General features: G+C 63.7%; 17 protein-coding genes. 2 read left to right on the top strand and 15 right to left on the bottom strand.

The window, feature by feature from the left end:
- Nucleotides 1-87: 87 nt before the first annotated feature.
- Nucleotides 88-522, top strand: coding sequence for a hemerythrin domain-containing protein (locus tag ASE71_RS22445; protein WP_234852497.1), 435 nt, complete (start codon nt 88-90; stop codon nt 520-522).
- Between the two features lie 105 nt (nt 523-627).
- Here ASE71_RS22445 and ASE71_RS22440 read toward each other — a convergent pair whose 3' ends face one another.
- The 8 genes from ASE71_RS22440 to hemN all read right to left on the bottom strand — a co-directional run bounded on the left by ASE71_RS22440 (nt 628) and on the right by hemN (nt 8,810).
- Nucleotides 628-1,338: a PAS domain-containing protein gene (locus tag ASE71_RS22440; protein ID WP_060520624.1), complete on the bottom strand. Its 711-nt coding sequence runs from the start codon at nt 1,336-1,338 to the stop codon at nt 628-630.
- Between the two features lie 371 nt (nt 1,339-1,709).
- Nucleotides 1,710-2,639 (bottom strand): lipid A biosynthesis lauroyl acyltransferase, encoded by a 930-nt coding sequence (locus tag ASE71_RS22435; protein WP_060520782.1) that lies wholly within the window; start codon nt 2,637-2,639, stop codon nt 1,710-1,712.
- Nucleotides 2,640-2,650: 11 nt separating this feature from the next.
- Complete coding sequence (locus tag ASE71_RS22430; RefSeq protein WP_034788322.1) at nt 2,651-3,679, bottom strand: zinc-binding dehydrogenase; 1,029 nt, start codon at nt 3,677-3,679, stop codon at nt 2,651-2,653.
- Between the two features lie 277 nt (nt 3,680-3,956).
- On the bottom strand, nt 3,957-5,240 hold the full coding sequence (locus tag ASE71_RS22425; RefSeq protein ID WP_060520623.1) for a beta-ketoacyl-ACP synthase: 1,284 nt from the start codon (nt 5,238-5,240) through the stop codon (nt 3,957-3,959).
- Nucleotides 5,241-5,252: 12 nt separating this feature from the next.
- On the bottom strand, nt 5,253-6,455 hold the full coding sequence (locus ASE71_RS22420; protein WP_060520622.1) for a beta-ketoacyl-ACP synthase: 1,203 nt from the start codon (nt 6,453-6,455) through the stop codon (nt 5,253-5,255).
- Nucleotide 6,456: 1 nt separating this feature from the next.
- Nucleotides 6,457-6,942 (bottom strand): 3-hydroxyacyl-ACP dehydratase FabZ family protein, encoded by a 486-nt coding sequence (locus tag ASE71_RS22415; protein WP_034788315.1) that lies wholly within the window; start codon nt 6,940-6,942, stop codon nt 6,457-6,459.
- A gap of 115 nt (nt 6,943-7,057) precedes the next feature.
- Nucleotides 7,058-7,342, bottom strand: a complete 285-nt coding sequence (locus ASE71_RS22410; protein WP_089044188.1) for an acyl carrier protein — start codon at nt 7,340-7,342, stop codon at nt 7,058-7,060.
- Between the two features lie 118 nt (nt 7,343-7,460).
- Nucleotides 7,461-8,810 (bottom strand): oxygen-independent coproporphyrinogen III oxidase, encoded by a 1,350-nt coding sequence (hemN, locus tag ASE71_RS22405; RefSeq protein ID WP_060520621.1) that lies wholly within the window; start codon nt 8,808-8,810, stop codon nt 7,461-7,463.
- Nucleotides 8,811-9,026: 216 nt separating this feature from the next.
- Here hemN and ASE71_RS22400 point away from each other — a divergent pair, with 216 nt between their 5' ends.
- Complete coding sequence (locus ASE71_RS22400) at nt 9,027-9,764, top strand: Crp/Fnr family transcriptional regulator (RefSeq protein WP_051659129.1); 738 nt, start codon at nt 9,027-9,029, stop codon at nt 9,762-9,764.
- A 232-nt stretch (nt 9,765-9,996) separates the two neighbouring features.
- Here ASE71_RS22400 and ASE71_RS22395 read toward each other — a convergent pair whose 3' ends face one another.
- From ASE71_RS22395 to ASE71_RS22370, 7 genes are all read right to left on the bottom strand, one after another.
- Complete coding sequence (locus ASE71_RS22395) at nt 9,997-10,425, bottom strand: L,D-transpeptidase (protein ID WP_034788308.1); 429 nt, start codon at nt 10,423-10,425, stop codon at nt 9,997-9,999.
- A gap of 129 nt (nt 10,426-10,554) precedes the next feature.
- Nucleotides 10,555-11,526 carry an adenosylcobinamide-phosphate synthase CbiB gene (cbiB, locus tag ASE71_RS22390; protein WP_060520620.1) on the bottom strand — a complete coding sequence of 324 codons (972 nt, stop codon included), beginning with the start codon at nt 11,524-11,526 and terminating at the stop codon, nt 10,555-10,557.
- Nucleotide 11,527: 1 nt separating this feature from the next.
- Nucleotides 11,528-12,529, bottom strand: coding sequence for a threonine-phosphate decarboxylase CobD (gene cobD / locus ASE71_RS22385; RefSeq protein ID WP_060520619.1), 1,002 nt, complete (start codon nt 12,527-12,529; stop codon nt 11,528-11,530).
- Nucleotides 12,526-13,830: a cobyrinate a,c-diamide synthase gene (locus ASE71_RS22380; RefSeq protein WP_060520618.1), complete on the bottom strand. Its 1,305-nt coding sequence runs from the start codon at nt 13,828-13,830 to the stop codon at nt 12,526-12,528. The genes cobD and ASE71_RS22380 overlap by 4 nt, the downstream gene beginning before the upstream one ends.
- Nucleotides 13,827-14,666, bottom strand: coding sequence for a uroporphyrinogen-III C-methyltransferase (cobA, locus tag ASE71_RS22375; protein ID WP_413814649.1), 840 nt, complete (start codon nt 14,664-14,666; stop codon nt 13,827-13,829). The genes ASE71_RS22380 and cobA overlap by 4 nt, the downstream gene beginning before the upstream one ends.
- Nucleotides 14,666-14,797 (bottom strand): hypothetical protein, encoded by a 132-nt coding sequence (locus tag ASE71_RS37415; RefSeq protein WP_274533444.1) that lies wholly within the window; start codon nt 14,795-14,797, stop codon nt 14,666-14,668. Before ASE71_RS37415 ends, cobA begins: the two co-directional genes overlap by 1 nt.
- On the bottom strand, nt 14,797-15,261 hold the full coding sequence (locus ASE71_RS22370) for a cobalamin biosynthesis protein (RefSeq protein WP_060520616.1): 465 nt from the start codon (nt 15,259-15,261) through the stop codon (nt 14,797-14,799). The genes ASE71_RS37415 and ASE71_RS22370 overlap by 1 nt, the downstream gene beginning before the upstream one ends.
- Nucleotides 15,262-15,345: the final 84 nt, after the last annotated feature.

The following is a 15,345-nucleotide window of genomic DNA, read 5'->3' as shown; positions in this document are numbered from 1 at the left end:
GGGAGCTGGCGTCTGAAGCCGATGAAAAAGACTTTTGAAGACGGACGAATCCGCAGCCGGCTGGACCCGGCCCCCCGGCGAGAGCCCGTGGCCGAGCCGTTTGCCTGGCTTGCCCGCGCCCACGAGGAGCAGCTTGCGCTCTGCAATTGCCTGGAGGAAATCGCCGACAGCCTGCCTGCGGAAATCGACCGGCAGAAATGCCTCTATGCCGCAAAGGTGCTGGAGCCGCTGATCCGCGAGATGCACTCGGGCGAAGAAAACCTCGTCTTCTCCTGGATCGAACGCACCTACCGCGGCGATCCGACGCTCGGCGCGACGCTGGAGCGGCTGAAATACGAACACTGCGAGGACGAGTGCTTCGCCGAGGAGCTGACCGAGATGCTGGAGCGCCTCGGCGCTGCCGACCAGACGGTCAATGCCGAGACCGCCGGCTACATGCTGCGCGGCTTCTTCACGAGCCTCAGGCGGCACGTCGGCTTCGAGCAGGAATGTCTGCGCAGCATCACCGCGCCGGTCGGATAAACCGGCCTTTGGGGCAGCGCGCCGCAAAACGGACACGTCAGGCGGCCGTTATCCGGCCGCGCATCCCCTCATGCATTTTCGATTGATACCGCCGGAACCGGCGCCTCAGGCCGCGATCGCGCGGCGGCGGTCGGCATGTTCCTGGATCACTAGAATAGCGCCGATGAGCTTGCCGGTGCTCGACATGCACGGCGTCAGCCGGCAGCGCACGACGACCGTGCGCGCGTCGACCGTCTTGGCGAAGGTGTAGTCCACCACCTCGCCGGCGAAGCACCGGTCGAGATAGGATTTCACCCGAAGCTCGAACCGCTGGATGCCGATGAACTCGACGATATGCCGGCCGATCAGGTCCATCGGGCGGCTTTCCAGATGCTCGGCATTGCGCGGATTGGTGTAAAGGTAGCGGTAGTCGGGCGTGATCACCGCAAGCCGGTCCGGGAAGCTGTCGAGGATCGCCTCGTTGAGCAATCCTTCGTCCGCCCTGCCCTTGTTCGGCTGCGCCGGCAGGCGCTCCAGTTGCAGGTCGGCGAGGTTCTCCCCACCGGTCGCCGCAAAGTAGCGATTGATCAGCGATTGCAGCAACTGCGAATGGCGCAGCACGCAGGAAATGTCGTCGGCTTCGACGCGAAGAATGTCGATCAGGAACTGGAACTGAAGCCGGGCATCTTCGACGCTCACCGCCTTCTCGTCGTAGACGGATCTCAAGATCGGATCCAATTCGCGATCCAGAATGCTGATCAAATGCTCGTCTGCCGTACGAACGGCATACTGCAGCTGCGAATATTTGAACCAGAACAGCTCAATCAGTGCGTTCAATTCGAAACCCCAATTCCCCCACGGCAAAACCGCTTCGATGCACTTACAAAACAGGCGTAGATGCTCAGGACACTGATCTGGTTCTTGACGTTTCCCCCACCACTTCCGCGTAAAACCGCGCTGCTCGGGTCATCCAAAGCGCTTGCAGGCATTTTCTCACGCGACAGTCATAAGTTTACACTCATTGCGATAGCGTTCAACAGCAGAAAGAAAAACTTAACGTTTACGCACGTTTTCGAGGGAAGATCGGTGCCGATACTCCCGCGTACTTGGCAAAACGCAAAGCCCGGCACGCGGGGTGCCGGGCTTGCAGGAAGATCAAGCCTGCTTGCGCAAGACGCAATCTGGCTGGGGTCGCGGGCGAAGGAGAATCAGTCTTTCAGGTAGCGCTTGATGTGCCAGCGGTCGTGATACCAGAGCCATTGGCCGGGATATTCCCTCACCCAGCTTTCCACCTTGTCGTTCAGAACCTGCGCCGTAGCGGTCACGTCGACGCTGCCGTCGGCCTTGCGTGGGATGGCGATCGCCGGTTCGATCTCCAGGCGGAAACGGCCACCCAGCAAGCGGATGCAGCGGGCCGGATAGACCTCGCAGTTGAACTGGCGGACGAGCTTGGCGAGCAGCGGGTTGGTCTGCACATCCTGGCCGAAGAACTTGGTCTTTAGGCCCTTGCGGAACTTCTGGTCGACGAGAACCCCGACGCCCTGGCCGCGCTCCAGCTGGCGGGCGAGCGCAAAGGACGAGCCCGCATGCGACGGCACGAGCTTGCCCATGCGTTCGGCGCGGAAGTTGAAGACCTTTTCGGCCACGTAAGGATTGTTCGGCGGCCGGAACAGCACCGTCACGTCGAGCCCGAAGGCTGAGCCGGCGACCGGCAGCATTTCGAAATTGCCGCTATGCGCGGTAAAGACGATGAAGGGGCGCGGATTGTCGCGAAGCTCGAGGAACAAGGGAATGCCCGAGACTTCGATGCGCCCGGGCGTCGTGCGCTCCGGGTCGAAATCGAAGAGACGGTCGAGGAACACGTATTCGGCCGCCATGCGGCCCATGTTGCCCCAACTTTCGAGCGCGATCTGCTCGATCTCCGCTTCGCTCTTTTCCGGGAATGCATTGCGCAGGTTCGTCAGCGTCAGCTTCTGACGGCTGGTCTTCGGGCCGATGAACCGCAGGGCGCGATCCATGAAGTTGATCGCGCCGTCAGCGGGAAACATCTTCAGGATCGTCAGAAGCAGAAACACGAACTGCGCAATCAGCCACTGGCGGAAACGATCCGCCGCCAGCACCAGCCGTGTGATCAGCATGCGCACGTCGATCAATCCATCTTCAGGATGATCTTGCCGAAGATCTGGCGCGATTCCATGCGCTCCAGCGCGCGGTCGATCTCGTCCAGGCCGATTTCGGTGTCGATGACCGGATGTACGAGGCCGCGCGCCATCTTCTGCATGGCGTTCGCCATGTTTTCCATGCGGCAGCCGAAGGAGCCGAGCAGCTTCAGCTGCTGCTGGAACAGCATCATCAGGTTCATGTCGGTGGACACGCCCGAGGTGGAGCCGCAGGTAACGAGACGGCCGCCGCGCTTCATGCAGAGCATCGAGCCCGCCCAGGTGTCCTTGCCGACGTGCTCGAACACGACGTCGACGCCCTTCTTCTTGGTAAGCTTGCGCACCACGCCCTCGAAGCGGTCGGTGCGGTAGTTGATGACGTGATCGGCGCCGAGCGCCTTGGCCTTCTCGATCTTGTCGTCGGAGCCGACGGTGGTGATCACGGTGCAGCCGATCTTCTTGGCAAGCTGGATCGCCGCCGAGCCGATGCCGGAACCGCCAGCATGCACGAGGATGGTCTCGCCGGGCTCAAGCTTGGCGTTGTCGAACAGCATGTGCTCGACGGTACCGAAGGTGACCGGAGCAAGGGCTGCGGCGACCGCGTCGACGCCCGGAGGTGCCGGTACCAGCAGGCGCGCCGGCAGGTTGATCTTCTCCTGTGCGAAGCCGTCGAGGTGGAAGCCGTGAACGCCGCCGACATGTTCGCAGAGGTTGTCGCGGCCTTCCTTGCAGGGACGGCAGAGGCCGCAGGTGCGCGCGCCGTAGATCGAGACGAGCTGGCCCGGAAGCACGCTTGAAACACCGGGACCGATGCTGTCGACGACGCCTGCTGCCTCAGCGCCGATGACGAGCGGCATCTTGCGCTTGGCGAATGCCATGCCGCGCCAGCCCCAGACGTCGATATGGTTGAGCGCAACCGCCTTGACGCGCAACGTCACCTCGCCCGGGCCGGGTGCTTCCGGTTCCGGAATGTCGGTGATTTCGAGCTTGCGGTCATCGAGCAGTTGCAGGGCGCGCATGGTTCTTCCTTTAAATGTTCAGATCGACAGGCGGCATATACACGTCTTGTGGGCATGTCGCCATTCTACAGAGAGCGGCGCGTTAGCCCCCTCTGCCCTGTCGGGCATCTCCTCCACAAGGGGGGAGATTGGATGTGGCACCCCTTTGCCCTTCACGAAAAGCACCGAAATCGGGCCTTGTTATTGGAGCGATCGGCCGGCCGCGCGTCGATCTCCCCCTTGTTGGGGGAGATGGCCGGCAGGCCAGAGGGGGGTATTTCGTTTCACCAGGTCCGGCTCAAGCCGGCTCGGCCGTCATCACCAGGCTGGCGTTCTGGCCGCCGAAACCGAAGGAGTTCGACAGCACCGCAGACACCTGCTGGCTGCGCTTCACGTTCGGCACCACGTCGAGCACGATCGCCGGATCGGGGTTCTGGTAGTTGATCGTCGGCGGCAGCGTGCCCGTCAGCATCGTCTGGATCGAGAACACCGCCTCGACCGCGCCGGCGGCCGTCAGGGTGTGGCCGATCATCGACTTGTTCGACGAGACCGGGATCGACGGCAGATGCTCACCGAAGACGGCAGACATCGACAGATATTCCATCTTGTCGTTCTCGGGCGTCGAGGTGCCGTGCGCGTTGATGTAGCCGATGCCGCCTTCGTCGATGCCGGCGTCGGCAAGGGCCGCGCGGATCGTCGCAATCGCCGGGCCGCCGTCGGGCGACGAGCGCGTGCGGTGGAAGAGATCGGCCTTCTCGCCGCAGCCCTTCAGGATGCCGTAGACACGGGCGCCGCGGGCAACGGCAGCTTCAAGCGATTCCAGGACCAGGGTCGCAGCGCCTTCGGCGATGACGAAGCCGTCCCGATCCTTTGTGAAGGGCTTGGAGGCCTTCTCCGGCGGATCGTTCTGGGTGGAGAGCGCGGAAAGCAGCGCAAAGCGGATGAGTGCTTCGGCGCTGACCGAACCATCGGTCGCGACCGTCAGCGCACGATCGGTGCGGCCCTGGCGGATCGCCTCGACGCCGAGCTGGATCGCGGTCGCGCCCGAGGCACAGGCCGTCGAGAGCGTCACCGGCAGGCCGCGCGTGCCGAAGCGATCGGCAAGGCGCTCGGAGATCGAGCCGAAGAGCACGGCCTCATGGAACACCGGATCGGCCTTCTGGCGCATCGCGGCGAGGAAACGGTTGTACGCATCGCCCGGCTGTTCGGAAGGCGGCGAGCGGTCGGCAAGCTCGAAGCGCGCGCTCCATTCCGGCTCGATCGGCGGGGCGGCCAGAAACAGCGGACCGTTGAAGTCGCCGGAAAGCCCGGCCTGCGCCAGCGCTTCCAGCGTCGTCTCGCGCGCCATGGCGTAGGAGCGCTCGACGGAGTTGGCCGCCGGCACCTCGATGAAATCGACCATGCCGGAGATGCGGGTGTTGAGACCCTCCGTCGGGAAACGGGTGATCTTGCGGATGCCGGAGACGCCGCCGGTCAGCGCTGACCAGTTGTCTTCCAGGCCCTGCCCGAGCGAGGTGATGACGCCCATGCCAGTGACGGCGACGATCGGACGACCGAGATGATCCTTGTAAGCGTTGCTCATCAATCGTTCCTCTTATTCGGCCGAAAGGACCGCGACGCCTTCGCCGCGTGAATGACCGACGGTGGTCACGACCGCCGACCGGGCAGCAGCCGTCATCGGCTTTTCGAAGCTGCCGTCGAAGGCCGGTACCTTGGCGCCGTGGCCAAGCGTGAGTGCAGCAAGCGCGAGGCCCGCCGGAAACTGCGCCTCGATGCTGTGCCCGACGACGCCGCCATAGGCACGCACCGGCGCGCCGGCCAGCTTGGCCTGCAGGAACGCCTTTTCGCTGGCGACGAGATCATGAAAGCCTGACGTGCCGGAAAAGACCACGGTGCCTGCCGGGTCGAGCTTTTCGGCCGGTTTCGCAAGGTCCGCAAGGCGTGCTTCGAGCTTGCCGTCAGCGCGGCTGCCGCGGTCGCTGCCGATCGCGTCGATCGTCGCATAGATGCGGGCACCACGGGCTTCGGCGTACTCGCGTGATTCCAGCACCAGGAAGGCTCCGACCGACCCGGGGATCATGCCGCCGCCGTTGTCGCGGCTGCGCGACCAGATCGGGTGCCAGTCACCGGTTGCCTGGCCCTGGATCGCCTCGATCATCAGCATGATGTCCAGGCGCTCGGCCGAAAACGCGCCGCCGACGAGCGTATGCGTCGACTGGCCGGCCTTGATCCGGGCAAAGGCGGTTTCGATCGCCGAGATGCCGGCCGCTTCCTCGCCCATGAAGGTGCGCGACGAACCGGTGACCTTGTGCACGATCGAGATGTTGCCGGCGAGCAGGTTCGAAAGCTGGGCCAGGAACAGCGTCGGCCGCAGTTCGGTCGTCAGCTTTTCATTGAGGAGCTGTTCGCGGTCGTTGCGCTTCAGCGCCTCGTCGACGATCAGCGAATCAACGTTGATGTCACGCTCGCCGCCGCCGGCAGCGACGATCATGTCCATGCTGCCGCAGGCTTCGAGATTATCCTTGAGACCGGCGTCATCGAGCGCCAGGCCCGCGGAAAAAACGCCGAGACGCTGCCAGTTTTCCATCTGCCGCTGGTCGCCACGCTTGGCGATCTGCTGCGACCAGTCGATCTCCGGCAGCGGGTGCACCGGATAGGGGCTGAACTTTTCGGTCTCGACGCGCACGGCCGGCGAGGTGCCGGCGGTAAGCAGCGCCAGATGCGGCTCGACGCCGACGCCCTGGCTGGTGACGATACCGACGCCGGTAATGACAACGTCGTTTGCAGATTTGCTCATCTTACTTCTCCGAACCGGCTGCCGCCGAAAGCGCCGCCATCAGACCCACTTCTCCAGCCCGCTTGCGCACGATATCGCCGAGCGGAACCTGATCGAACGGCATCGTTCTCAGTTTCAGCTGGGCATCGCAGACCTTCTTGCCGCCAGAGGTGATCTTCGCCTTGGTGACGGCAAAGCCCGAACCTTCATGCTCGAGGAAAGCCTCGATCTCGAGTTCGGCCGAGGGCTCGACGAAGGTCCGCATCTTGGCGCCGTCGACCGACATCAGGAAGGGCATGGCGGCGAAATTGGTGGCGGCGAGCACCAGGAAACCGGAGGCCTGCGCCATGGTCTCGATCAGAAGCACGCCGGGCACCAGCGGGTAGCCTGGGAAATGGCCTTCGAACACCGGGCTCTTCTCCGGCACGACGGACCGCGCCGTCAGCCGGCCAGCCGAAAGATCGACCGTTTCGACACGGTCGATCATCTGGAAGTATTCAAGGAGCATTGAGGCTCACCCTGTTGGTTTCGGGCTCAAGTAAAAACGCCAATGCCGCCTGTCAAGCGCGGGGCGCGACGGGCGGCATTGGAAATCGAGTGGCAAGGCTCGGGCGAAAGCCCGATCAGCCCTTGGCAGCCCGCAGTTCGTCGATCTTGGCGCAGAGGTTCTTCAGAACGAAGTATTCTTCGGTCGAAACCTTGCCTTCGTTGACTTCCTGCGTCCACTGCTCGAGCGGAATCTTGATGCCGAATTCCTTGTCGATCGCAAACACGATGTCGAGGAAGTCCAGGCTGTCGATGCCGAGATCGTCGATCGTGTGGCTTTCCGGCGTAATCGTCTCGCGATCGATCTCGCTCGTTTCCGCGATGATGTCGGCAACCTTGTCGAATGTAGCTGTCACGCGCATACCTCTAATATTTTAAGTCGAGTCTCGGCGATCCTATAGGTAAATGCGCCGCAAAAGCCAATGGCCTTGATGGCAAAGGCTTTCGAATTGGAAAACGGTGTTGCGACAGAGCATGGGGTCAGACGGCCACCGAATGCCGGCCCCGGCCCTTGCCGAGATAGGCGTCGAAGGTGGCTGCAACCGAGCGGGCAAAGGGCCTGCCGCGTTCAGTCAGGCGGAAAACCCCGTTTTCGATCGTCGTCAGCCCATCCACGTCGCGCGCCCGAAACAGCCGTGCCTCCTCGATCACAGCCCCTGCCAGCCCGGGAAACGCTTCCTCAACCTCAGCAAAGGAGAAGGCAAAACGGCACATGACGTCGGCAATCACTTTTGCTCTCAAAGTGTCGTCCGGTGTGAAGCGATAACCGCGGACCGCAGCGAGCCCCGTGTTTTCAACATGGCGCAGATACTCACCGGTCGCCGGCATGTTCTGGACATAACCTTGACGAAACTGGCCGATCGCGGAGGCGCCAAGCCCAACGAGCGTTTCGGCGGCATCGTCGGTATAGCCCTGGAAATTGCGACGGAGACGCCCTTCCCGGCTGGCCCGCGCCAGGCTGTCATCGGGCTTCGCAAAATGATCGATACCGATGGCCTCGTAGCCGGCGGCAGCCAGCATTTCGGCCGCGCGACTCATCTGCGCGAAGCGCTCGACGATGCCGGGCAGGCTTTCGTCCGGGATCATCTTCTGATGCGTCTTCATCCACGGCACATGGGCGTAGCCGAAAAGTGCGACGCGATCGGGGTCGAGCGAAAGCACTGCCTCCATGGTGCGCTCAAGCGACTGCAGGCTTTGATAGGGCAAACCATAGAGCACGTCGCAATTGACCGAATGCACGCCCCTTAACCGTGACGTCTCGATCGCGTCACGCGTCTGCTCGAAGGTCTGGATGCGGTTGATCGCCTTCTGCACGACGGGGTCGAAATCCTGGATGCCGAAGCTCGCCCGCGTCATACCGATCTCGGCCAACGCATCATGGCGCGCTTCGTCGAGATCGTTCGGATCCATCTCGACGCTGATCTCGCAATCAGCCGCGAAGGTGAAGTGATCGGTAAAGGCGCGTTTCAGCGCGATCAGGTCGTCGGGCCTGACGAGCGTCGGCGAGCCGCCGCCGAAATGCAGGGCCGTTACCTTGGCTTCGCGGCTCACCCGCCCGCCAATCTCTGCAATCTCCCGATGCAGGCCCGTGAGGTAGGTTGCCACCGGATCATACCGCAGCGTCTGCTTGGTATGGCAAGCACAGAACCAACAGAGCCGGTCGCAATAGGGCACGTGAGCATAGAGCGAGATCGCCTCATCCGGACCGATCGCCCCGAGCCAGCTTTGATAGTCAACCGGCCCCACCGCTTCGGAAAAATGCGGCGCGGTCGGGTAGCTGGTGTAGCGTGGCACGGGGTTCGCATGCTTGAGGATTAGCGCGTCGTCCATCAGTCTCTCCGCTGTCATGAAAACGGCTTAGGACGGATCGGCAATGAGGCCTTTGATTTTGATCAAGTCGGCGAATTAACACGTTAAAATTGACAATGCTCAAGCCAGCATGAGACATTGTTTCGCGCTTTCGGAATTAGCACCTGTCAACTCTTGATTTAACGACCCGCATCCTCTTTGGTCATCCAGGGAGCAATGGAATGCAGGTAGAAAGAATTGCAGATCGTGAACGAACATCGCCGCAAGGATATCCATAATTCGGACGTTCCAGCCGTCTGCTCCGCCTGCGAGGCGCGCCATGGCGGCGTTTGCGGTACGCTCTCTCCGGATCAGCTTCTCGACCTCAGCCGTCACTCCACCCGCCGCAGCATCGAGCCCGGCCGCGAGGTCATCGGCCAGGGAGAAACCACCGACAGCTACGCAAATATCATCTCCGGCGTCGTCAAGCTCAGCAAGGTGCTGGCCGACGGCCGCCAGCAGATCGTCGGCCTGCAGTTCGCCCCTGATTTCATGGGCCGGCCCTTCACCCGCGAAAGCGCGCTGACGGCGGAAGCGGCTGTCGACACCGACATCTGTTGCTTCCCGCGCAACGTCATCGAGCGGCTGGTCTCCGAGGCTCCCGGGCTGGAACACCGGCTGCACGAGCAGGCGCTGAAGGAACTGGACGAAGCGCGCGACTGGATGCTCACCCTTGGCCGCAAGACCGCGCAGGAGAAGGTCGCAAGCTTCCTCTACATCATCGCGACTCACATCGACCCGGAAAACGGCACCTCGAACGTGTTCGACCTGCCGCTGTCGCGCGCCGACATCGCCGACTATCTTGGCCTCACCATCGAGACCGTCAGCCGCCAGATCACCAAGCTCCGCAAGGAGAACGTCATCCGCATCGAAAACAGCCGCCACGTCACCGTGCCGAGCCTCGACCGGCTGATGCATGTGGCAGGCATCGACTGACGGTCGCCAGCGGCTCTTAGCTGCCTCATCAAGTGCCCGACAGAATTGCCCTCTCCTCGGGTTTACCCCGAGGAAAGCCAAGCGATCACGTTGAAGATGGGGACGCGTGTTCTACCGTTCACTTCTTACGAAACGCTCGACGATGAAGCGGAAACGGTGCCTCGGATCCCTTCTCCCCTTCAAAACAGAGAGAAGGTCCCGGCAGGGGGATGAGGGGCTGGCTAGGCAGGCGTCACCGCGTAATTACGATCCGCGTGTTCTTCAGCCCATGTTCCCGCGTCAGCGCAAAAAACTCCGCCGCGTTGTTTGGATGCAGCCGCACGCAGCCGTGCGATGCCGGGCGGCCGAGGCGTTTGATGTCGTAGGTGGCGTGGATGGCGTAGCCGCCGTTGAAGAACACGGCATATGGCATCGGCGCGTCGTCGTATTTGCGTGAACGGTGATTGCGGGAAAGCCATTTGGCGCTCCAGCTGCCGCGTGGCGTCACATAGCCCTTGCGCGCCGTCGACACCTTCCAGCGATACATGACCACGCCGTATTGCCGCACGGTCATCGTCTGCGACGACAGGCTGATATCGGCAATGAGATTGGCGGCGTTCGCGGGTTGAACGGCAAACTGCAGCAGAGCGGCAATCAGCGCAGTCAGAAAGCTTTTGCGCATGCTTCTCTCTCCGGGAAGACGAACACGTACCGGTGGAACCAAACGTTCCAGGAGAATAACTGATCGAATATGATACGATCTTAATACATATGGAAAGCAGAGTCTTAATGCGAAGGTCAACTTCCGCGATCAAATCATTGCGATTGCAAGAACAAACCCGGCCATGACCGTACAGGCGCCATAAAATACAGCAATACCGGCGTCGATGTCTTCGCTTGTTGCAACCGCTCGGCCCGGACCGTTGATCATCGGTTCGCTGACCTTGACGCCGCCATAGATCCGCGGACCGGCAAGCTGCAGATCGAGCGCGCCGGCCATGGCCGCTTCCGGCCAGCCGGAGTTCGGCGAGCGGTGCAGACCATGGTCGCGAAGGGCCACGGTCAGCGCATCCTTGGCGACGCTTACGCCACGATGGATCAGCGCACCGGCTGAGATCAAAAGGATCGAGAGCCTCGCTGCCGGCAGGTTGGCGAGATCGTCGAGTCGGGCCGAGGCCCAGCCGAAGTGCAGATATTTCGGCGACTTGTGGCCGATCATCGAATCGGCGGTGTTCAGCATCTTGTAGGCAAGAAGCCCCGGCAGGCCGGCAACCGCGTACCAGAAGGCCGGCGCCACGACGCCGTCGGAGAAATTCTCGGCAAGGCTTTCGATCGCGGCACGGCAGACCGCCGGCTCGTCGAGCGTCTTTGGATCGCGACCAACGATCATCGACACGGCGGCACGCCCGCCTTCCAGCCCGCCCTGTCGCAAGCCCCCGGCCACGCGACGCACGTGATCGGCGAGGCTCTTCTGTGCCAGGAAGACCGCGACCACAACCGCCTCGAGCAGAAAGCCGAGCGGTCCGAGGACGGCGAACAGGCGATGCAGCAGATGGCCGAACCAGGCGCTGATGCCAAGCAACAAAAGGATCGCGACGACGCCACGAAATTTGCGCGCGCTATCCTCGAGGTCCTCCCGGTTCAGCCGCGCGTCGAAAAAGCCGATGGCCTTGCCGAAAAACACGACCGGATGCGGCACGCGCGCCCAGAGCCAGTCCGGATCGCCGACAACGCGGTCGATCACCAGCGCCAGCGCGAGAATGAGCAGGATCGTCTCCGACACCTCAGAGCTCCATGCGGGCAAGCGCGTCCGCCAGCCGTCGGTCACCAGCCGCGTCAGGCGCAAGACCGACCCTGAGCCAGGTCGGGGCATAGTCGAACTTGCGCGTGAGAATATGGGCCTCGCAGAGCCGCTCCTGCAGCAGAGCTGCCCTGGGATGCTCGACCAGCACGAATAGCCCCGTGCCGCCAATACGGTTGAGCCCTGCCCCATCGAGAGCTGCATCGAGGCCGGCGCGACGCTCGAGGATGCCCGCCGCGATCGCCTTCGTATCGCCCTGCATCAGCGCTTTCGAGATCGTCAACGCCGGGCCGGAGACAGCCCAGGGACCGAGCCAATCGGCAAAGGACGCAAGCACCGGCTCCGGCGCAACGACGAAGCCGAGGCGCAGGCCCGCAAGGCCGAAGAACTTGCCGAAGGAGCGGAAGACGATGAGGTTGCCTTGCCCTGACGCGTGACCAGCGACACTCAGTTGCGGCTCAAGATCGCCGAAGGCCTCATCGACCAGCAGCAGTCCGCCGCTCGCTTTCTGCCTTGCGGCGATCGCCAGAAGCTCCGCCGGCGCCAAGGCGCGGCCGGTCGGGTTGTTGGGGTTGACGACGATGACAAGCCCATGTTCGGCCGTGAGCGCGTCGGCATCCGCGACGCGATCGACAGCAAAGCCGGCCGCTTCAAGCACGCGGGCATACTCGCCATAGGTCGGCCCGAAGATCGCGACTTGCCTGTTGGCCGGAGCAAGACGTGGCAGGAGCTGGATCACCGACTGGGTGCCCGGCACCGGCAAAGGCAGCACGCCGTTGGTGCGGTAGTAGTCGGCGGCGGCGCTCCGCGCATCATCCACCGTCTGCCGATCCGGCAGCCGGTGCCAGGCGCGCTCAGGGACCGCGGGCAAGGCGACGGGGCATGGATTGATGCCGGTCGACAGATCGAGCCAGTCTTCAAGTCGGCCGCCATAGCGCGCTGCGGCCTCGGTGATGCCGCCACCATGAACGATCGGTGCGCTCATGCAGCACCTGCGACGTCGATCAGATGCATGAAGGAACCGGCGACAGGTCCGCGCCGGAGGCCCGCCTGGCCGAGATCCTCGCCGGCGGCGTCGCTGACCGCAAACAGCCGATCGGTCGCCCCTTCGGCGACGATGGTCGCATAGTGGAATTCGTGCGCCGTCATGGGTCCATCGAAGAAGGCGTTGTCGACAGGCACGACGCGGCGATAGCCGAGGTGCCGCCTGCGCTCGGCAAAACTGGTTACGAGCGGCAGCAGGCCGAGCATGTCGTAGCGTGTGCCATCGGCAGCGACAAGCCCTTCGCCGAGCACCATATAGCCGCCGCACTCGCCGAAGATGCGGGCGCCGCGTTCCGCCGCGGAATGCATGCCGGAACGGAATCGGGCGGCGGCGCTCAGCTGCCCCGCATGCAGCTCCGGATAACCCCCCGGAAGATAGACGGCATCGGCTGCCGCATCCGGCCCCTCGTCGGCGAGCGGCGAGAAGAAGGAAATCTCCGCGCCGCCTTGCCGCCAGCCGTAAAGCAGGTGCTCGTAGCAGAAGGCAAAGGCGATATCGCGCGCGACCGCGATGCGCTGACCGAGCGGCCGCAAACGCTCGGCATCGGCCGCCGCGGGCACCTGCGGGAAAATCGTCGCGATCAGGCGGATGGCGTCGAGATCGCAGGCAGCCTCGACCCGCGCGGCCGCCGCCTCGATGAAGCCCTCAAGCGCTGAGTGTTCGCCCGCCTGCACGAGCCCAAGATGGCGCTCCGGCAGTTGCAGCGCGCTGTCCTGCCGGAGCACGCCGAAGACAGGCATGCGCACCTTGCCGAGCGCATCGCGCAGCATCATTTCATGCCGATCGCTGCCGACCTTGTTGAGGACGACGCCGACCACCCGTATATCGTCGCGATGATCCGCATAGCCGCGCACGAGGGCGGCAACCGACTGGGACATGCGGGCGCAATCGACCACCAGAATGACCGCAAGGTTCAGCGTCGCGGCGAGGTCCGCTGGCGTTCCCGAGCCGTCGGCAGCACCGTCATGCAGTCCCATCATCGCCTCGACGATCAATGTGCGCCCGCCGGAGGCGGCATGCGACGCATTGGCAAGCAGCAGTTCCGGGCGCATCGCCCAGGGGTCGTAGTTGAAGCAGGGCTCGCCGCTCGCTGCCGCGTGGAAAGCGGGATCGATATAGTCCGGCCCCGCCTTGCCGGGCGCGATCGCCACGCCGCGCCTCTTCAGGGCACGCATCAGCCCGAGCGTCACCGTCGTCTTGCCGGAGCCGGACGCGGGTGCGGCAATCAGCAATCCGCTCATGCCGGGTTCCTGAGAATGCGATTGGCGAACGGGTCGGCGGCAAGCTTGCGCTCGTCCAGCGCGCCGATCCAGTCGAGCGCTGCGCGCAGCCTCACCACCTCGCCGACGACGACGATCGCCGGCGGCTCCAGCCCTGCCGCCGCAACATCGGCCTCTGCACGCGCAAGCGTCGTTTCCAGCACCGCCTGCTGCGGCGTCGCGGCGTTGCAGACGAAGGCGACCGGTTCGTCCGGCGAGCGGCCACCGGCAATGAGGTTGGCGGTGATCGCGCCGATATGTTTCATCGCCATGTACATGACGATGACAGGCGAGCCGCTGGCGATGCCCTGCCAGTTGATGCGATCCGGCACCAGGCCGGAGGAATCATGGCCAGTCAGGAAAGTGACCGCGTGGTTGACCTCGCGATGGGTCACGGGAATGCCGGCATAGGCAAGCCCGCCGATACCGGCGGTGATGCCGGGCACGATGCGGAACGGCACCTGGTGCTCGACCAGCGTCAGCGCCTCCTCGCCACCGCGACCGAAGACGAAGGGATCGCCGCCTTTGAGGCGCAGCACCCGGTTGCCGGCGCGCGCGAGTTCGACGAGGCGAAGCGAGATGTCGCGCTGCTTCGGCGACGGCTTGCCGCCACGCTTGCCCGCAAACTCCAGCACGGCACCCGGCCGCGCGAGCTTCAGGCAATCCTCGTTGACCAGCGCATCATGCACGATCACATCCGCCTGGCGCAGCGCATTGGCCGCATGCAGCGTCAACAGGCCGGGATCGCCGGGGCCGGCGCCGACCAGCCAGACCGAACCTTTTTCGAGCGCCGGCAATCCGGCAAAGAGGTCGTCGATCATGCGTGCTGTCCCACCTGTATTTCGGCGCCACCCAAAGGCACGCCTGACGCGCTCTCTAAAGAACCGGATTCCACTTGAGAGAAACCCCGGGCAAAAGATTGATTCAATTCAACAACATAATAACGCATCAGACAGCCTCCGCCGCCTGGATGCGCTTTTCGGCGCGCAAGGTCGCCGGCCCGGCAAGTGCGGCCGTCGCATGGGCGGAGACGATCTTCTGCACAATCAGCACGGCTTCGCGACCGGCGCCGACGAGCGCTGCGCCCTCGGCAACGCCATGACAACCCGTGTAGGCAAAGACGATCTCGGAGGGGTTGGCGAGCCGGGAAGCTTCGGCTTCGAGCGTGGCGGCATCGTAGAACGCGGCCGGAACCGCGAAATGCTGAGCGGCCGCCAGGATCGCCGGCTCCTCGGCGCGAGCATCGAGCGAGGCGACCAGCCGCAGATCGCCGGGCGCAACACCGGCATCGGCAAGCGCACGCTCGGCAAGGGCGATCACCTCTTCGGCCGGCGTGCGACGCTCGCAGCCGAGCCCGAGCACCAGCCCGGCTCCTGCTTTCGTCGTCTGTGCAGAGTGTTTGCCCGATGGCATCGGCGGCCGGCTCCCTTCGTTGTTCTCCTTAACGAAGCGCCGGCTGGGACGATCCGTCCCGGCCGATCTGGACAGCACCGGCTG

Origin of the sequence: Ensifer sp. Root954, assembly GCF_001429005.1 — a bacterium.
GTDB classification, from domain to species: domain Bacteria; phylum Pseudomonadota; class Alphaproteobacteria; order Rhizobiales; family Rhizobiaceae; genus Ensifer; species Ensifer adhaerens.
Note: the sequence above shows the minus strand (reverse complement) of the source record. Positions and strands in the feature narration are given on the sequence as shown.

Coding starts and splice junctions, on each gene's coding strand:
- ASE71_RS22420 (WP_060520622.1), bottom strand. CDS start 6,455: ATGAGCAAATCTGCAAACGACGTTGTCATTACCGGCGTCGGTATCGTC.
- hemN (WP_060520621.1), bottom strand. CDS start 8,810: ATGGACGACGCGCTAATCCTCAAGCATGCGAACCCCGTGCCACGCTAC.
- ASE71_RS22430 (WP_034788322.1), bottom strand. CDS start 3,679: ATGCGCGCCCTGCAACTGCTCGATGACCGCAAGCTCGAAATCACCGAC.
- ASE71_RS22370 (WP_060520616.1), bottom strand. CDS start 15,261: ATGCCATCGGGCAAACACTCTGCACAGACGACGAAAGCAGGAGCCGGG.
- ASE71_RS22395 (WP_034788308.1), bottom strand. CDS start 10,425: ATGCGCAAAAGCTTTCTGACTGCGCTGATTGCCGCTCTGCTGCAGTTT.
- cobD (WP_060520619.1), bottom strand. CDS start 12,529: ATGAGCGCACCGATCGTTCATGGTGGCGGCATCACCGAGGCCGCAGCG.
- ASE71_RS22415 (WP_034788315.1), bottom strand. CDS start 6,942: ATGCTCCTTGAATACTTCCAGATGATCGACCGTGTCGAAACGGTCGAT.
- ASE71_RS37415 (WP_274533444.1), bottom strand. CDS start 14,797: ATGCGTTATTATGTTGTTGAATTGAATCAATCTTTTGCCCGGGGTTTC.
- ASE71_RS22425 (WP_060520623.1), bottom strand. CDS start 5,240: ATGAGCAACGCTTACAAGGATCATCTCGGTCGTCCGATCGTCGCCGTC.
- ASE71_RS22380 (WP_060520618.1), bottom strand. CDS start 13,830: ATGAGCGGATTGCTGATTGCCGCACCCGCGTCCGGCTCCGGCAAGACG.
- ASE71_RS22435 (WP_060520782.1), bottom strand. CDS start 2,639: ATGCTGATCACACGGCTGGTGCTGGCGGCGGATCGTTTCCGCCAGTGG.
- ASE71_RS22410 (WP_089044188.1), bottom strand. CDS start 7,342: ATGCGCGTGACAGCTACATTCGACAAGGTTGCCGACATCATCGCGGAA.